The organism is Cytobacillus sp. FSL R7-0680 (assembly GCF_038009245.1).
Taxonomy (GTDB): domain Bacteria; phylum Bacillota; class Bacilli; order Bacillales; family Cytobacillaceae; genus Cytobacillus; species Cytobacillus kochii.
This window is the reverse complement of the sequence record NZ_JBBPAO010000001.1, coordinates 612532-630097: the sequence shown is the minus strand read 5'-3', so window position 1 is coordinate 630097 and position 17566 is coordinate 612532. Positions and strand designations below refer to the sequence as shown.

General features: G+C 33.2%; 18 protein-coding genes and 1 tRNA gene. 10 read left to right on the top strand and 9 right to left on the bottom strand.

Features of this window, described 5'->3' with window-relative positions:
* Window positions 1-30: 30 nt before the first annotated feature.
* Window positions 31-1725 carry a M3 family oligoendopeptidase gene (locus MKY26_RS03270; protein WP_341092104.1) on the bottom strand — a complete coding sequence of 565 codons (1695 nt, stop codon included), beginning with the start codon at window positions 1723-1725 and terminating at the stop codon, window positions 31-33.
* Between the two features lie 254 nt (window positions 1726-1979).
* A complete protein-coding gene (locus MKY26_RS03265; RefSeq protein ID WP_095369716.1) occupies window positions 1980-2414 on the bottom strand; it encodes a MarR family winged helix-turn-helix transcriptional regulator in 435 nt (144 codons plus the stop codon).
* A 140-nt stretch (window positions 2415-2554) separates the two neighbouring features.
* Between MKY26_RS03265 and MKY26_RS03260 the strand changes: the two genes are divergently transcribed.
* The 3 genes from MKY26_RS03260 to MKY26_RS03250 all read left to right on the top strand — a co-directional run bounded on the left by MKY26_RS03260 (window position 2555) and on the right by MKY26_RS03250 (window position 6553).
* Window positions 2555-4051, top strand: coding sequence for an ATP-binding protein (locus MKY26_RS03260; RefSeq protein WP_328197224.1), 1497 nt, complete (start codon window positions 2555-2557; stop codon window positions 4049-4051).
* Window positions 4052-4440: 389 nt separating this feature from the next.
* Window positions 4441-5664: an MFS transporter gene (locus MKY26_RS03255; RefSeq protein ID WP_095369718.1), complete on the top strand. Its 1224-nt coding sequence runs from the start codon at window positions 4441-4443 to the stop codon at window positions 5662-5664.
* Between the two features lie 154 nt (window positions 5665-5818).
* Window positions 5819-6553, top strand: coding sequence for a ZIP family metal transporter (locus MKY26_RS03250; protein WP_095369719.1), 735 nt, complete (start codon window positions 5819-5821; stop codon window positions 6551-6553).
* 2 nt (window positions 6554-6555) lie between these two features.
* Here MKY26_RS03250 and MKY26_RS23370 read toward each other — a convergent pair whose 3' ends face one another.
* Window positions 6556-6768, bottom strand: coding sequence for an aspartyl-phosphate phosphatase Spo0E family protein (locus tag MKY26_RS23370; protein ID WP_380043309.1), 213 nt, complete (start codon window positions 6766-6768; stop codon window positions 6556-6558).
* Window positions 6769-7045: 277 nt separating this feature from the next.
* On the opposite strand from MKY26_RS23370, the gene MKY26_RS03245 reads away from it, so the two are divergent.
* Complete coding sequence (locus MKY26_RS03245; protein ID WP_095369721.1) at window positions 7046-7834, top strand: carbon-nitrogen family hydrolase; 789 nt, start codon at window positions 7046-7048, stop codon at window positions 7832-7834.
* 173 nt (window positions 7835-8007) lie between these two features.
* Here MKY26_RS03245 and MKY26_RS03240 read toward each other — a convergent pair whose 3' ends face one another.
* The 3 genes from MKY26_RS03240 to MKY26_RS03230 form a co-directional block, all read right to left on the bottom strand.
* On the bottom strand, window positions 8008-8589 hold the full coding sequence (locus MKY26_RS03240; protein WP_224937820.1) for a DUF2087 domain-containing protein: 582 nt from the start codon (window positions 8587-8589) through the stop codon (window positions 8008-8010).
* Window positions 8590-8710: 121 nt separating this feature from the next.
* Window positions 8711-10162 (bottom strand): PAS domain-containing sensor histidine kinase, encoded by a 1452-nt coding sequence (locus MKY26_RS03235; RefSeq protein WP_095369723.1) that lies wholly within the window; start codon window positions 10160-10162, stop codon window positions 8711-8713.
* A 126-nt stretch (window positions 10163-10288) separates the two neighbouring features.
* Window positions 10289-12067 (bottom strand): methyl-accepting chemotaxis protein, encoded by a 1779-nt coding sequence (locus tag MKY26_RS03230; protein ID WP_307314718.1) that lies wholly within the window; start codon window positions 12065-12067, stop codon window positions 10289-10291.
* A 277-nt stretch (window positions 12068-12344) separates the two neighbouring features.
* Between MKY26_RS03230 and MKY26_RS03225 the strand changes: the two genes are divergently transcribed.
* Window positions 12345-13388 (top strand): acyltransferase family protein, encoded by a 1044-nt coding sequence (locus tag MKY26_RS03225; protein WP_095369725.1) that lies wholly within the window; start codon window positions 12345-12347, stop codon window positions 13386-13388.
* Window positions 13389-13573: 185 nt separating this feature from the next.
* Window positions 13574-13647: transfer RNA gene (locus MKY26_RS03220), tRNA-Arg, on the top strand.
* 305 nt (window positions 13648-13952) lie between these two features.
* Here MKY26_RS03220 and MKY26_RS03215 read toward each other — a convergent pair.
* Both MKY26_RS03215 and MKY26_RS03210 read right to left on the bottom strand, forming a co-directional pair.
* On the bottom strand, window positions 13953-14213 hold the full coding sequence (locus tag MKY26_RS03215) for a YolD-like family protein (protein ID WP_341092100.1): 261 nt from the start codon (window positions 14211-14213) through the stop codon (window positions 13953-13955).
* A gap of 2 nt (window positions 14214-14215) precedes the next feature.
* Entirely contained in the window at window positions 14216-14434 is a 219-nt protein-coding gene (locus MKY26_RS03210; RefSeq protein ID WP_341092098.1) for a hypothetical protein, read from the bottom strand.
* Between the two features lie 103 nt (window positions 14435-14537).
* Here MKY26_RS03210 and MKY26_RS03205 point away from each other — a divergent pair, with 103 nt between their 5' ends.
* From MKY26_RS03205 to MKY26_RS03190, 4 genes are all read left to right on the top strand, one after another.
* Window positions 14538-14867 (top strand): YolD-like family protein, encoded by a 330-nt coding sequence (locus MKY26_RS03205; protein WP_341092097.1) that lies wholly within the window; start codon window positions 14538-14540, stop codon window positions 14865-14867.
* A 4-nt stretch (window positions 14868-14871) separates the two neighbouring features.
* Window positions 14872-15222, top strand: coding sequence for a hypothetical protein (locus tag MKY26_RS03200; protein WP_341092095.1), 351 nt, complete (start codon window positions 14872-14874; stop codon window positions 15220-15222).
* A 63-nt stretch (window positions 15223-15285) separates the two neighbouring features.
* Window positions 15286-15477, top strand: coding sequence for a hypothetical protein (locus MKY26_RS03195; RefSeq protein ID WP_341092093.1), 192 nt, complete (start codon window positions 15286-15288; stop codon window positions 15475-15477).
* A gap of 88 nt (window positions 15478-15565) precedes the next feature.
* Complete coding sequence (locus tag MKY26_RS03190; protein WP_341092090.1) at window positions 15566-15748, top strand: hypothetical protein; 183 nt, start codon at window positions 15566-15568, stop codon at window positions 15746-15748.
* 164 nt (window positions 15749-15912) lie between these two features.
* Here MKY26_RS03190 and MKY26_RS03185 read toward each other — a convergent pair whose 3' ends face one another.
* On the bottom strand, window positions 15913-17517 hold the full coding sequence (locus MKY26_RS03185) for an SIR2 family protein (protein WP_341092088.1): 1605 nt from the start codon (window positions 17515-17517) through the stop codon (window positions 15913-15915).
* Between the last annotated feature and the right edge of the window lie 49 nt (window positions 17518-17566).

The following is a 17566-nucleotide window of genomic DNA, read 5'->3' as shown; positions in this document are numbered from 1 at the left end:
TGTTGCCTCTCCTTTTTTCCACATCATTCTTTAAAGTTTTTTATCATCGACTTGATTCAGCCACTTCTCAATTGATCCAACAACGGATTCTACACAACCATCTTCAAAAGGAGAAATCAGATTTGCTTCAGATACTAATCCTATAAATGATTGGCTACCGCCAAGTTTACATAAATGAAGATAATCATTCCAAGCTTCTTCATGGTTCTCTTGTGATTTTTGCCAAAATTGAAAGGCACAAATTTGCGCTAACGTGTAATCTATATAATAAAATGGCGAGCTATAAATATGGCCCTGTCTTTGCCAATAACCGCCTCTTTCTAGATACTCGTTGTCTTCATAATCTTTATAAGGCATATACTTTTTCTCAATCTTTCTCCATGCTGCTTTTCTTTCCGCTGGAGTAGCTTGATAGTTTTCATAAACCCAATGCTGAAATTCATCAACAGCTACGCCATAAGGCAAGAAAATTAGGGCACTGCTTAAATGGGCAAAGCGATATTTGTCTCCATCTTCTTTAAAAAACGTATCCATCCATGGCCAAGTGAAAAACTCCATACTCATTGAATGTATCTCTGCCGCTTCATGTGTTGGCCATATATATTCAGGAATCTCAAAACCTTTGCTTGCGTAAACTTGAAAAGCGTGACCTGCTTCATGTGTTAAAACATCAATATCCCCTGATGTCCCATTAAAATTAGAGAAGATAAATGGTGCTTGGTAATCCTCAATAAATGTACAATAGCCTCCACTTTCTTTCCCCTTCTTCGCGAGTAAGTCCATTAATTCATTATCAATCATGAAATCAAAAAATTCGCCTGTCTCTGGTGAAAGTTCTTGATACATCGTTTGCCCTTTATTAATAATCCAATCGGAAGAGCCTTTAGGCATTGGATTGCCAGAAAGAAAATTAAACGGTTCATCAAAATACTTTAATGAATCCACGTCAATTCTTACGCGCTGTCTTTCTTTTAATTTAGCGACTATCGGGACAATAAACTCTTCCACTTGTTTTCTAAACTTTGCAACCATATTGGCATCATATCCAATTCTAAGCATTCGATAATACCCTAGTTCAACAAAGTTTTCATACCCTAATTGATGAGCAATCTCTGTTCTTATTTTAACTAAGTCATCATAGATTTGGTCTAGTTTATGTTCGTTATCCGCCAAAAATTGGAACTTAGCCGCACTCGCTTCTTTCCTTAGTTGGCGGTCTTTCGATTCTATGTATGGATCTAGCTGCGCTAATGTTAATTCTTTGCCATCAAAATTTATTTTTGCGGAAGCGATCAACTTATTATAATCACTTGTCAGTTTATTTTCCTTTTGTAGTAATGGTACAATTACCGGCTTGAAAGTTTTCAATTCACTATCTGCTAAAGCAAATAACTGTTTGCCCCATTTGTTTTCGAGCTCTTCGCGAAACTTAGATTGCACTAGTGCTTCGTAAAATTGTGTACTAAGTCCTTCTATCTCTGGGCCTATCTCATCTGTATAATCTTGTTCTTGTTGATAAAATTCATCATTCGTATCAATCGAATGCCTGATCATAACCAAATTTAACATCGTATACAATTTATTTCGTATACGATTAATCTTTTTCATCGCTTCTATTTGTTCCTCAGCTGTTTTTGCTTGTTTAAATGCCAGTAGTGCAGCATCAAATTGAACTTTTGCTTTGTCCATTTGCGGCCTTTTGTATTCATATTCAGGAAATTTCATTCCCTACACCTCCAAGTAATAATCGCTAATTTGTATGTTTTTCATGAAGAAAAAAATTTTAAGCAAGTTAACTCTTTCTATAATAGATTATAAAATCCTGCATATTTATTATTAAATTATGCTCAGGACTTAAGTAGCGACCAACAATGATTAAATTTAATTAGAAATTTTCAATTTTCTTTTAACATAGAATTACTTCACTAAAGTTCACAACTCTATAATAAAAGAAAAAAACGATTCTGTATGAACCGTTTTTATCGATTACTAATAGATAACCCGAGTTTTTTTATTAATTTTATAGCTGTCTCTTTTTCTTCTGCATCTAATTCACTCATTAATTCATGAATATACTCTTCGTGGCCTGGAAATACGTCTTCAATAAACGCCTTACCATCTTCCGATATTTCAGCATAAGTCACTCTTCGATCATTCGGGCATGCAACTCTTCGCAAATACCCTTTACTTTCTAATTTGTCAACTACATACGTAATACTTCCACTAGCAAGCAAAATTTTACCACCTATTTGCTGTAAAGGTTGATTACCTTTATGATATAGTAATTCTAGTACAGCAAATTCAGTTGGATTTAATCCATAGGTTTGAATTTTACGATTAACAATTTCATTAATCGCTCTATTCGCTCTTGAAAGCACAATATATAGTTTGAGTGATTGGCTAGATTCTGTCATGTCTCCAATCCTCCTAAAAATAATTTAAAATAGAGATTATTGAATTCAAACTAATTATAAGTAACGAACAGCATACTGTCAATTTCTATATTTTTACTAAAAATACTCATGGATCCGATTTTATGGAGAAGAAAAAGAAAATGAAAAGAAAGAATAATTTTTTCCTATATGTAATTATAGTTATTATGCCGTCTATTCTAGGAATGCTTACTATTTATCATTATGTAACAGACCGTGATGAAACAGAAAGATTAAATGACGCAAAGTGGATTGCAACCATTCATCAAAAAAACTGGGATCAATTCATCTCTGAAACAGTTACCACATTAGATATTTTAGCATTATCAATTGACGCTCAAAATGATATGGAAACTGTTCGAGAAGTAGTAAGAAGCACACAATTAACTGACATGAGATATGGCAGCATGTTTCTCCTTGACGCAACAGGTACCTTCGAAACAGGAACATCAGAATTATTAAAGGATCATGACTTTAATAATGATCCGTATATCCAAGAAATTATGCGCACGAATGATTTAATTATATCCGAAGAAGTGGAAACATTAACACCTGAACAACAGGTCATCGGGATTGCAAACCCTATTCTCGATGTTAATTTCCAACTAGAAAGAATTGTAGGTGCACATTTAAGAGTAGATTACATGCAAAATATTATGAGGATGCTTACTCCTGATGCTTCCATATCCATTACGAACTCTAGTGGTAAGCAAATAATGAATATGAATGGTGGTATAGGTAAGAATGATCAAGTTTATACTTTACCAATTGATCGTCTGCCTTGGAATATTGAAGTGAGTGTTTCAGATGTCGCTAGCGGTAATTTACTTAAGCGTACAGCAATCTTCTTCTTTCCCCTTTTTATATTACTTCATATTTTCTTTTTCTTTATAAAATATTTCATGTTAAAAAAACATGCCAAAAATGCTGAGAAAGAAAATGAAATACAGAAACTAGAGCTAGTGGGAAATTTAGCTGCAAGTACAGCCCATGAAATCAGGAATCCACTTACTGGTGTGAAAGGTTTGATCCAATTATTATCAGAGAAACATAAACAAGAAGAAGATCAGTATTATTTCTCTATTATAAATAATGAAATCAGTCGTATCAATGAAATCGTTAGTGAGTTTCTTATTCTTGGGAAACCGACAATTGAAAAGAAAGAACATATTTATGTACAAGACATTATACGTGAACTAGAACCACTTATTAAATCTGAAGCCAACTTAGCCAATATCCACTATGAAGATTCTTTACCAGAAGAACCCGTAGGAATATATTGCAACAAAGATCAAATGAAGCAAGTGTTTTTAAATATCGCCAAAAATGCTCTTGAGTCAATGAGTAGTAATGGATATTTGTCTATATCTCTCACAACAAGCGCTCATCATTGTTATCTCACCATTAAGGATACTGGAGTAGGTATACCAAAGAAAGAGATGGACAGAATCTTTGAACCTTTTTACACTTCTAAAGATTATGGTACAGGTCTTGGACTTGTTGTATGCAAAAGGATTGTCGAAGCAAATAAGGGAGAAATCACAATCGAAAGTAGTGCTTCTAACGGTACAGTTGTGACGATCATTTTACCGCTAGATTCTCATTCATTTGATTCATAAACATATCAATCATAAGGGAAGCCTTATAAAAGATTTGCTTCCCTTATAAGATGGATATGTTTCCTTCTGCTGGAAAGGCTAATAAAAAAGGAATTAACCTATATTTTTTCCATTTCCTACTTTTTGTTTTTTATATGATAGCTAAATGTCATAGGATTCGACTAAGTTCTAACATACGTAGTCTTTCAAGCAATAAGAAATAAAAAAGGATGAAAAATAGTTGTATTTCACATACAACTAATGTTTGAGGATAGAAGTACAAATGGTAACTGAAAAGGATGTCTTTTAGAATATTTCAATTTTTTTAAAGAAAGACTTGATTTTTGTTCATTTAACTCCAATAATTATTTCGTATATTGAATTATTATTACATAAAAGGAGTCCTTCCAATGAGCCAAGCTATTTCTCTTAAAGCCCTTCCTAAACAAGGAAATACTAGCTATCGTATTTTATTTATTATTGGGCTTTGTCATTTGCTAAATGACGCCATTCAGGCGATAATCCCCGCAATGTTCCCTATTTTAGAAAGATCAATGGGACTAAGTTTCACCCAATTAGGGATGATTGCATTTGCATTAAATATTGTTTCGTCTGTTCTTCAACCTGTTATTGGCAACATGACAGACAAAAAACCAATGCCTTTTGCCTTACCCATTGGGTTAACCATTACTTTATTCGGTATCATTGGATTGGCTTTTGCGCCTAAGTATGAATGGATTATCATTTCCGTCATATTTATAGGATTAGGATCTGCTATTTTTCATCCTGAGGGCTCAAGAGTTGCTTACATGGCCGCTGGTCCAAGAAGAGGATTAGCCCAATCCATTTATCAAGTTGGTGGAAATAGCGGTCAATCGCTAGCCCCATTAATTACCGCCTTGGTACTCGTTCCTTTTGGACAAAAAGGAGCTTTATGGTTTACTATTGCCGCTTTTTTAGCTGTTTGTTTTCTCGCCTATATTGCCATTTGGTATGCTAAAAATCTAAGATTGCAAGCAGCTAATAAAAAGGCAAAGAAAAAGGTAGCTGCACATAAACCACTTACTAAATCAGTAAAAATAGCATTAGCTATTGTGCTCATTCTTATTTTTGCCCGTTCTTGGTATGTTTCTGGGATGACAAACTTTTATGCCTTTTACGCAATTGAGAATTATGAATTCTCTATCAGCGGCGCACAAACAATGCTATTTGTATTTTTATTAGCTGGTGCTATTGGTACCTTCTTCGGAGGACCTTTAGCAGATAAATTTGGACGTAAGACAGTTATATTTTTATCATTGGCCCTATCTTGTCCATTTTCCATACTCATTCCATTTGTGCCAGCTAGTATTGCGTTTGTATTTTTGGCACTTACAGGCTTTATACTGATGCTTAGCTTTTCTGTAACAGTTGTCTATGCACAAGAATTAGTACCTGGTAAAATCGGTATGATGTCTGGCTTAACAGTTGGATTTGCATTTGGCATGGGTGCAATTGGATCGATTGCATTAGGTTATTTAAGTGACTGGGTTGGTATAAACCAGACGATGATGTTCACTGGGTTACTTCCTTTAATCGGGTTCCTCACCCTATCATTACCATCAGATCAAAAAATTGCTGAATGGAATGAATGATTAATGAATGTTAGTTACTATTCATAATTGACATTAAAGAAGAGGTCACATTTTTTATATGACCTCTTTCCTTAATTATGCATATACTAGGCTAAATGATTACTGCATCTTATTGATAAAAATCAGGGATGATTCTAAAGAGGTGATTTATAAAATGACAGAAGTGCTATATGGAACAATCCTTTCAGCTATGTCTACAGGACTTGGTGCATTGATTATTTTGTTTATTGGCCAATCGATGACACATAAATGGCGTGATATATTACTCGCATTTACTGCAGGTATTATGATGGCTGCTTCAACAATGAGTCTTATTCCAGAGGCATTAAATGCAGGAGGGTTTTTACCATTAGTCGTAGGAATTTTTCTAGGGGTTTTAACTTTAACATTGCTAGAAAAAAACATTCCACATATTGACATCGCTCATAACAAAAAAGGGATTGAATTTGATGAAAAAGCGATGTTAATTGTTGCTGCTATTACACTTCATAACATTCCAGAAGGACTTTCTGTTGGTGTTAGTTATGCGTCCGAAAACGGAGGAGACACTGGTAATTTAATTGCATTTGCCATTGGTTTGCAAAATGCACCTGAAGGATTCTTAGTTGCTTTATTTTTGGTCAACCAAAAAATTAGTAGACTTAAAGCATTTATTGTTGCCACTTTAACAGGTACAATTGAAATTTTCACAGGCTTATTAGGATTTTATTTAACCTCTTATGTTGCTTCACTTGTCCCTTATGGGCTCTCATTTGCCGCAGGAGCCATGCTATTTATTATTTATAAGGAATTAATCCCAGAGAGCCATGGAGATGGTCATGAAAGAACATCTACCTATTCTTTTATCATTGGTTTACTTTTCATGATCTTATTAATTGACCTTTTTTAATTTCATACAGCTTTGGTTTTTATATTTACATGGTATTGTTTAATATTTAACTTAAATTCTCGGGTCCTACGGGGCTCGGAGTTTATTTTTGCCTTCTGATATTCATATATAAGCATGTCTAGTTCCTGACTATGCTGGATAGTTAATTTGTCATTAATACCTACTTTCCACGCACATTTCATCATAATTTCTCTTTTCATTTGAATCTTGTCCAATAATTCCCTTTGATTTAACTTCAACTTTTCTCCTCCTAAATTTGTCCTGCTTTCGATTATTTTTTGTCTACTTGAGAAATTATTACAAGAATTTTTATAAAAGTAAATAGATTCGCAAAATAAGACAATCTTTTTTTATATCAACATGATTCGACACTTTCTGAGAATAGTTTGCATTACTTTTCGACAAGTACTTAAAATCATTAACAGTAGTAAACTTTTTAAAAATCGTATATATTTAAAGTATAAATAAGATTGAAATAAGGGAGTTTTAACGATGAAATTACATATTGCTTGTATACAGATGGATATACAATTTGGCCATCCTGAAGAAAACTATAAGCATGTAGAAATAAAAGTAAAGGAAGCTTGTGAAGTTCAACCATATCCAGATATTATTGTCCTACCAGAAATGTGGACAACTGGATATGATCTAGAAAATTTGTCGTCCACTGCTGATGTTAAAGGTGAAAAAACAATTGAATTCTTAAAAAACTTAGCAAAAAAATATCAAGTCCATATCGTAGGCGGATCAGTTGCTACTAAGCGTGATAAGGAATACTTTAATACGATGATTTCAGTTGATAAAAACGGAGAATTGCTACAAGAATATCATAAAATGCACTTATTTAAATTAATGGATGAACATAAATTTTTATCTGCGGGAGAAGAAAAAGGCAGCTTTAATATTAATGGTGAGAAAGTAGCCGGTATGATTTGTTACGATATTCGTTTCCCGGAATGGTTTCGAGCACATACATTAAACGGGACCAAAGCTATTTTTGTTGTAGCAGAATGGCCAAAACCAAGAGTCGATCATTGGCAAACATTATTAAGGGCAAGAGCGATTGAAAACCAATGTTATGTGATTGCTTGTAACCGTGTAGGGCAGGATCCTAATAATAGATTCGCTGGACATTCGATGATCATTGATCCTTGGGGGGAAGTTCTCGAAAGTGGTACGGAAAAAGAAGAGATTGTCACAGCGACGATTGATCTTTCGGAGGTTGATCGTGTCAGGAAAACCATCCCTGTTTTCGATGATCGCAAACCTGAATTTTATTAATATTTTCAAGAAATACATGACTAGCTAAAATCAAATACGAGCAAATACTGTTATATATCTGTCAGCATTTGCTCGTATTTTTTAGAGCCAAATTAGGTTCGCAGCTTCTTTTATACTTGGCCAACCAGCACTCACAACAGTGGATTTTGCCGTCTAAAGTAGGCCAACTACTACTATTCTATTTTCGCCCACATTTCTGGTGGATTTACTTCATAGATCCCATTCTCACGATACATATATTGATTCGTAATAAATTCCCTTCTAATCGTGGCAAAGTCATCATGAAAATTTTTAATATATTCATTTATCTCTTTCTCTTCATATTTCACACCTTTTTTCAACCCTTTTACCATATGTTCAAAAATGATAAGCTTTTTCTTTCTTTGAGCAGGAATAGATTTTAATTTTCCATCAGTTTGAATAAAAGCGTCTAGTACTTTCTTTCTATATGCGTTGTCTTGCTCCATTTCTTCTAACTCCTCCTTTTGGCTAATGATTTTCTCTAATGTAACAGCTTGATGAAGAATAATCTTTTCGTTTAAATAATAATAGACCGTATTTTTTTCTCTTCTTGTATAAACTAAATTAATATCCCTTAATTTATGAAGGTGATGTGTAATCGTTGGTGGTGTTAATCCTAACTTTCCTGCTATTGCTTGTCCGTGTAATGGCCCTTTTGATAACAAATAAACAATTCTTATTCTCGTTGGATCGCCCATGGTTTTATGAAATGCAACAATGCGGTTTAATTGCATAATCCTTCACTCCTTTTCTTAACAACAGTTATGAATAAATCCATTTTAACATATATCTAATTAGATATATATCTAATTTTGAAACATAAATTACATTCTTCCTACCTATATTTTAAAAAAATTAATTATTCATAGGAAGAATAATATGAAAAGTTGTTCCTACTCCCTCACTACTTTCCACTTGTACTGCCCCATTATGTTCATCAACAATCTTATATGAAACCATTAATCCAAGACCATTTCCCCTTTCTTTTGTAGTATAAAATGGCTGTCCTAGCTTTTCTAACTTATCCTGTGGTATTCCTCCACCTTCATCCTGAATTGAAATTCTTACAGTTTGATCCTCAAGACGTTTAATGGTAATTGTGATATATCCACCATCCGGCATTACTTCAATTGCATTCTTTATAATATTTATAAAAACTTTTTTTAGTTGGTTTCCTTCGCACATCATTTTTGGTAAACCATATTCATAATAAGTACGGAATTGGATATTATTCAGTAGGGCCTGAGCATTTAATAACTTAACCGTTTCGCGCATAATGTTAATTATGTCATTCTCCATATATCTCACGGCCTGTGGTTTTGCTAAAAAAAGAAATTCATTAATAATAGAATCGATTCTTGCGAGTTCCGTTGAAATAATATTAAAATACATATCATGATCAGATTCTTTTTTTAATGAGTTCTCAAGCAATTGTATAAATCCTTTTACTGCAGTCATTGGATTGCGCACCTCATGAGCAATACCTGCAGCAAGTTGTCCTAATACATTCAGTGTATCAGACTTTCTTAATCTTTCTTCCATTTCGACTTTATCCGTTATATCCTTAAATGTAGAAATTGTAAACTCTGAAAACAAATTATAGTTAACTAAATACTCAAATAATTTATTTTCATTTCCCTTACCTTGTAGTTGTATCCTTCCTTCATAAGAACCGTTCATTGTTATTTGTGTGATGATCTCTCTCATTTCATCTAAATTCCCAGAAAATCTAGCCATCATATGTTTTAACGACTTTCCGATTAATTCTTCACGACTTGCCCCTAAAATTTTCTCTCCAGAAGGGTTAACGTCTTGTACCACTCCCTCGTTATCCCATAAAATGATACCTTCAAGTGTACCCTCGAATACTCTTCTAAACTTCAATTCACTCTTTCTTAACTCTTGTTCCATTTGGTTTCGCTCACTCACATTACGAAAAATACCCATATGAAAACCAGTGTAAGATTGTAATTTCATTGTAAATTCTAAAATCTTAGATTGTCCGTTAGGCATAAAGAATAGAATTTCATCTCTTATTGCCCCTCTTTTATATAATACATTTAGGATTTCCTTGTACTTTTTATCTTTATCGACAACAAAATCTTCAATCTTACATTTTGTAATTTCATTATATGAAGTTTCAAATATTCGACACGCTGATTCATTCGCATGTACAATATTACCACCATCCTCCCATAGGATGATTCCATCTATGGCTTCCATAAAGAGCTCTGAATAGATTCCTTCATCATTTGAGAGCTTTTCTAACAACTTTTGTCTTTCAAAAGAACTATTCGATGTTGGCAAACTACCTTACCCCCTAAAACAAATTATTCTACCACGAGGTTATTCTACAAAAATCGCCATAATCCTTTTTATTCATAATAAAAAAACAAGTACCCGCTTAAACTAGCAGAATACTTGTTTTCCCCATTATAGTTTAAATTTTTCTATAAGTTTACTTAATGTATTAGCCATTTCAACTAACTTTTGTACATATAGCTGAATGTTTTCCATTGAATCATTTGTATGTGTAACAGAATTACTCGTCTCTTCTACTGCAGCTGCTGATTGTTGAGAAACCGCAGCAATATTTTCTATAGATTCGCTCATCCCAACTGAATTATCTAGCATTTCTACCATACTTGATGAAATATGTTCGATATCTCCATGGATATCAGTGATGGCAGTTGATATACTTTGGAAGGTATTCGCTGTTTGATGAATTTTATTACTACCAATCTCTACTTGCTCATAGCCGGCTTGTAACGATTCTACGACTCCAACAGACTCTGACTGAATTTTATTGACGATTGAAGTGATATCACTTATTGAATAGGAGACTTTTTCAGCAAGTTTTCTTACTTCCTCCGCAACAACAGCAAAGCCCTTGCCATGCTCTCCTGCTCTCGCAGCTTCAATTGCCGCATTTAATGCCAATAAATTCGTTTGGTTAGCGATCTCATGTATCACAGATATTAACTTATTTACTTGTTTCGTTTCTTGATCTAACCCTTTCACTCGATGCATCGAATCATTAATTATTTCATCTATCCTATTCATTTGCTCTTTAGAATTTTCCATCAATTCATTTCCTGCTAATGTCATATTCTTCACATTTGAGGCTGCTTCACGCATAGAAACACTTTTCGTTTCTGCATTCTCCACTTTAGATAAGTAATCTTCCATAATTTTTGATAAATCCGCACTTGCACTTGCTTGCTCTTCTGCTCCTCCCGATAATTCCTCCATTGTCGCCGATATTTCTTGACTAGCAGCTGCGACTTCAGATGAAACGGCACCAAGGTGAACACTTCTCTCATTTAAACTTTGTGAAACTGTAAGCATTTCTTGAATCATTTGGCGTAACTGGTGTTTCATTTGGTTAAAAGCGTCTGCGATTTCTGTAATTTCATCCTGATTATTCGAATGAATATCACTAGCTTTTAAGTTTCCTTTTGTTATTTCCTTTGAAGCTGTCACAACCTTTGTAAGACGATAAGCTAATTGTTTATTCACGATTTTATGACTAAAAAATCCGAAAATTGCTGATAGTACTAGTGACAGTACTAAGATAACAATTGAAACGATCATCATCCAACTCGCTTGGTTAATGGCAGATTCCTGCTCTTCCTTAATAATAGATGTTAGTTCATCTAATGTATTCATTGTTTGCTCGATGTAATTATCCACCTGCAACTTCCCTAAGCGGTATTCGCGTACATGTTGTAACTTCACATTTGGTGCGATTTCATCATAAAATAATTGATTTACTTCTTTATCATATTCATTGATTTTAACAAACATTTCCTGTGCTGTTTCCGATTGGATCATTGCTTGTATTTCTTGTTGTTTATTCTTTATGTCTGTTTCTAAATCTTCATATGTATTTAAATGTTTTGGATTAGAATCAATAATATAATTCCCAATTGTCCCGCCTTTTAAGTAGAAATCTGTGCCTATATCAGCGATTTCTAGCGCTCTTTCACTTGCCTTCTCTGCTTCATTAAGTTTAAAGGTACTGTAGACAAGCATAATAAAAGACAAAATCGTTGATATAGTGAATACGCCTAAAGTAAGCCACAAAGCTACCCCATACTTTTGACCGATTTTTAACTTTCTCCATTTATCTGACTTGGACACCCGTATTAACATCGCATTTAAAAAGGGGATGCTACTTTGTTTTAAACGCCATTTTTTCAGTAATTTCAATATAATTCCTCCTTTTAAAAAAATGTATCCCTTTTAACAATAATGATTCTATTATACTAGATTCTGCTAACATTATAATCGATAAAAAGGGGATATTGAAGTAGTATTTTAACTAAAAATAGTTATATATACCTATACATTTCAATGCCATATTACCTTTACATGTCCATGTTTTGGATTTTTATCCACTCGTTCACATGTTTGAATTGATTTATTTTCTTACATAATGGGTATATAATAAGTGATGTTTTAGGGGGTCTTTAATAAAGGAGGATTTATGAGACAGCGTGATTACTTTTTTGATAACGCAAAGTTTATTCTTATTTTCTTTGTGGTATTCGGACATTTGATTCGCTCTTTTATTGAAGATAGTGAAACAATTTATACGCTTTACAAAGTGATTTATACATTTCATATGCCTGCATTTATATTAGTTTCAGGCTTTTTTGCAAAAGGGTATTATCAAAAGGGATATATTCAAAAAATAGCTAAAAAATTGATTTTGCCATACCTTATTTTCCAACTAATCTATTCGGTCTTTTATTATTTCTTACATCAAGGTGCAGCCTTTAACGTGGATCCGCTTAATCCACATTGGTCGCTATGGTTCTTAATTTCTTTATTTTTCTGGCATCTATTGTTATTGATATTTGCCAAATTCAAACCTAGTGTAGCCATTATCCTCTCTTTTGCGATTGGGCTAGCTGTAGGATATGCTGATTGGGTTACAAACTATTTGAGCTTATCTAGAACTTTTGTGTTTTTCCCATTCTTCTTACTAGGTTATTTAATGAAGAAAGAGCATTTCCAAGTTTTATTTAGACCATCGGTTCGCATCGGTGCGATTGGTATTTTTGTAGCTGTCTTTGTGTTATTCTACTTTAATCCAAACATCAACTATGAATGGTTACTTGGGTCAAAGCCATATTCCGTCGTTGATGATGCATCTATTTCGTCCATGTTAACTAGATTAGGTTTCTATTTACTCAGTTTGATGATGATGGCATGTTTCTTTGCCTTTGTGCCTAATAGACATTATTCATTTACAAAGCTAGGTAAAAACACATTATACGTTTATCTTCTTCACGGGTTTTTCGTACGAGTATTTAGAGAAAGTGAAGTGCAGGATTTCTTCAATGATGCAAGAAGTTTTCTCTTGTTAGCAGGACTCGCCTTAGTGCTTACTTTGCTATTATCAAGCAAATGGGTCACCGCAGTGACTCAGCCGCTGATTGAGTTAAGCACTGCACGGTTTAAACAACTAAAGAGACAGATTAGAACGATCTTTCGATATTATCGTAGAAAATACCGAATTGGTTAAATAGGTAAGGCAGTAGTTACATTGCTATGTAACTACTGCCTTTTATAATTTATACATCTATGGGCGCTCTTTCCCCATTATTTTAAAACCATAAAAATCATTAAAAATTTTCAAAGGCTTTATTATTGACCGTTTATTTATATAGGTATATAATTTTATATTGTCAAAAGAAAAAAACAATATATGTCCCAGTAGCTCAGCAGGATAGAGCAACAGCCTCCTAAGCTGTAGGTCGTAGGTTCGATTCCTATCTGGGACGCTAATTTTAAAAGGTCGATAACTCTTGGTATTAAAGGGTTATCGACCTTTTATTTTTGTTTTTTGGTCCTACAAAATCATATATAAATTCTTATTTGGGGTCGGTTTGGGGTCGGAATAGATTTTTTTTTGGTTTTTTCATCACTAAATCGCACCTCCAAGCTCCTTCAAAACCTTCAACAGCATCGGCATAATTTGTATAAGCGCATACCCGAGCTCTCCATTCTGAATACCAGTCCGTGCTCAAACACTTTTAATAAACGTGCAAAAATGTGTGATATACTTTTCAAACAAAAAAGCGCCCTCCTATTGAGGTGCGCTCTGTATCGATAATATATCTATAAATTTCACCTTTATCGTTTCGTAATTACTTTCAATATGTATTAATTGAGATTGACCATCAAGCTTAACGATTTTTCCTTGTATAGGATCTCTTTGCCACAACAATATTAAGACTTCAGTTTTCTCCCTATGCGCTTCAACTACGGCATTTCCCAGCTCTTCTAATTCAAATTCATCCCTTGAAGGTCTTTGTGGTTTTGATTTCTTCGGCATTTTCACTCCCATGATTAAGCTCCTCTCCTTACTTTCCTGACTGGACCAATCGATAAGACATTACTTACCTTAAAAGTGCGCTGCTGTCTCTTGGTAAAACAATATGCACGAAAGTAATCTTCGTAAACGGCCAAAATTTTAATTCTTCTCTGGCTGATATCTCCCTTGTTATCCAGATAAATCATTTCTAATTCTTCTTTATTGTTAACTCCTCTAATAAGTAAACCTTTCATCGATTAGCCCTCCCTTACCATTATTTTATACGAACTTTTGTTCGATTTCAATTGAATTCAGAACAAAAGTTCTCATATAATATTAAAAAAGGAGATGTAGTTTATGATGCGTGACCGCGGAAAAATGAAATGGCAAGGGTTCTTTATGAGCGAACATACTGAATTACTTAAGCAGATACCAGCCGAATATGAAAAAGTGAAAAAGCCAGAATTAGATGAACAAGAACTTCAAGAAATACAAATAATAACGATGGAGTCATTAAACTACACCCTTACAATCAAAATGACCATTTGGGTTGATGGGTCCACAAAAACCTTTGAGGGCATTGTCGATAAAATCGATCATATTAATATGAACATTCACTTGGAAACGAACGATTTAAAAATCTTAAAATTTCACATTGATGAAGTGATATCAGTCGAAAGGGTTTAACAACATGACTAGGATTAATGAAGTTGATCGTGATGTTCTTGAGCAAGCTATATACTTACCAATGATTATTATCATCCTTGAAAGAGATTTAAAGATCATTGAGAAGTCCCCATTTAAGATTAAACAGCCTTATATTACCTTGATGGAAAATACAATAAAGAAGGTACAGCGTGATTTGAAAGAAGTAAAAAACAAGATGAGAAAAGGGAATATGAGAGTAACCCAGATTGGACATGATGAGTCGTTTACTATGTATGAGTTTCGCTATAAAGGATATGTTGAGCAGCATAATTATTTTAATCCAAGAATTAGGAATAAGTGTGAGGAATTTTTAAACTTTTACCTGAGCAAATAACGGGACTTTTTTACCTATTTTTTGTTAATATAATTACATATTATAGGAAAGAGGTATGTTTTAATGAAATATGAGCCATTGGGATTTATTGATGATGGCGTTACTTATCATATTTATGCAGATAAAAACACAGTTATAGTAACTGCCACTGCCAAAAAAGGAGAACTCGAAATTAAATGTATAGGAGTTACATTTAAAGAGACTATTGCAGAAGCTAAAAGACTTATTAGTAGAGAACTTCATTTAAAAATGTAACACCCTCTCTTAATGAGAAGGGTTATTTTTTTGTTAAGAAGCACTTTTGACCCAAAAATCGAACTAGTATATAAAAAGGAGTGATATTGTGAAGCCTAACCTTATATATAACGTAATCAAAAAGAATGGTATACAGTATTATATTTTTGCGAAATCTCATCCTGTTACTGTTGTTGGAACATCAAGCAATGGTGGGATCAAAGTTGAGGGTAATACAATAAAAGAGGCATTAAGAAATGCATTTGAAGGACTGAAAGCCCATTTGGACTGATAAAATCATGTAACAACTAAAAAAGGCCTTCAACATTAAGAAGGTCCTCCAAGAATTACCTTAAATTTTTTCTGAAGAATTATTGACTACAAGCATCAACATTTATATAATGAGCATATAATATTAAAGTAAAAGCTGGGAGACAGTGGCAATCACTCTGGTGGTTAGGCGTTGTCTCCCTTGTTTTTTAATATATCATAAAGAAGTAATAGCCTTCTTATCTCCGTACCTAATTTAATTTCCCCCTTTGATTTAAGTTCTTCCAGTTCCATAATTAAAAAGTTCCTTAATTCTCCAAGATCAAAAGATTTAATGTAATACGATAAAGTCTCATAAATTTTAGGTTTTTTATCTCGTTGACTAATAATACTCTCCACACTAGGATTAACTATTTTTAAAACAGAGGAACCAACTATTTTTTTATAGTGAAAATCAAAATTTGAGTAGTGTTTTTGTTTACTTAGCAGTTTTTCCTTCTCGGATGGATGTAATCCACTTTTTTCAATTAGTTCCTTATTAAGAATTTTATGGATAGGAAATCTTGAAGTGCCAGTTTGATTCACAGCAAAGCGCATTCGAATTTCGTTACTGATTTCATCCCTATCCGAAATATAATCAAGAGAATAGCTGATAATATCTGGTATCTGAAAAATGTATTTAGCATCTCCCAAAGCAACAGTAATATTTTTTGTTTTTAAATTTTCTTCTAACTTATCCAATTCTTCCGGGGATAATAATACCGAATTCAAAGCTCCCTTTTTCCCTCTATCTATAATTAATTTCTTTATTACATGTTGATATTTCCTTACTTCTGTAGGTGCAATACCTTGATCAATTGAGCTTACAATTTTAAATACTCGTTCGAAATTATCCGTTTTTATGACTCTTAGTTTACAACCTAAATCTTTGTCATTTATTACCTCTTCTAAAAAATTCTGTTCTCCTTCCTTTCGCTCAATTAACACTAATCTATTTTCAAGTAATTCTAGTTCCTTATCATTCAAGGACCTTGTAAAATCTTTAATTATTTTTCTTACATTTATATCTGTTAGAGAATAACCCATAAATATTATTGGGGAATTCATCATCATTGATATTATTTTTGCACTTATTAACACTGAATTCTCGTCAAATTTTGCATAGTCATCTTCCGTAATGACAATCTCATTTGGACTTTCCACTGAACCATGTAATTTATACAATTCTGCGTAACCATATGTATCTTGGAAAAAGCCTTTTTGACCTAAATATTTTGTTATCTTATGATCACTTTCACTATTATAGGAGTCCTCTATGAACTTATCATAATTTGTAGTTAATATTATTTGAGTTTTTAACAACATTTTTATAAAAGCTTTATACTCACTAGACATTACTTCCTTTAAGCTATAATTTTGAAAGCGTTTCGTTATTGCTTTTTTAAAAGGAGATATTTTGGTATTAAATGCTTCTTCAGCAGAAAAATTTTCTATAGTAACGTTACCTTTATTAAATTCTCTATTGAAGATTTTCTCTAAAGTAGTACCCATCTTTATATTTGAATAATAATCAATTTCTTTTTCAGAATATTTCGGGTTTTTCAACTTGATTTCATCTCTTGTATTATTGAACTCTCCATAAAAGTTTTGAAGGTTAAGTTGAGTCCAAAATTCTACTAGTAAAGAAGTCCAGTCTGGGAAGTTTGATAAAAAGCGTTTAGAGATACCTGCGCCTATAAAAACTACAGGAAACTCGTTATTCTCCTTTAATCTTTCAAATATTGAAGACATTATTATCCCCTCTCTTAATTTTTCATAATATACAATTATACCATATTTT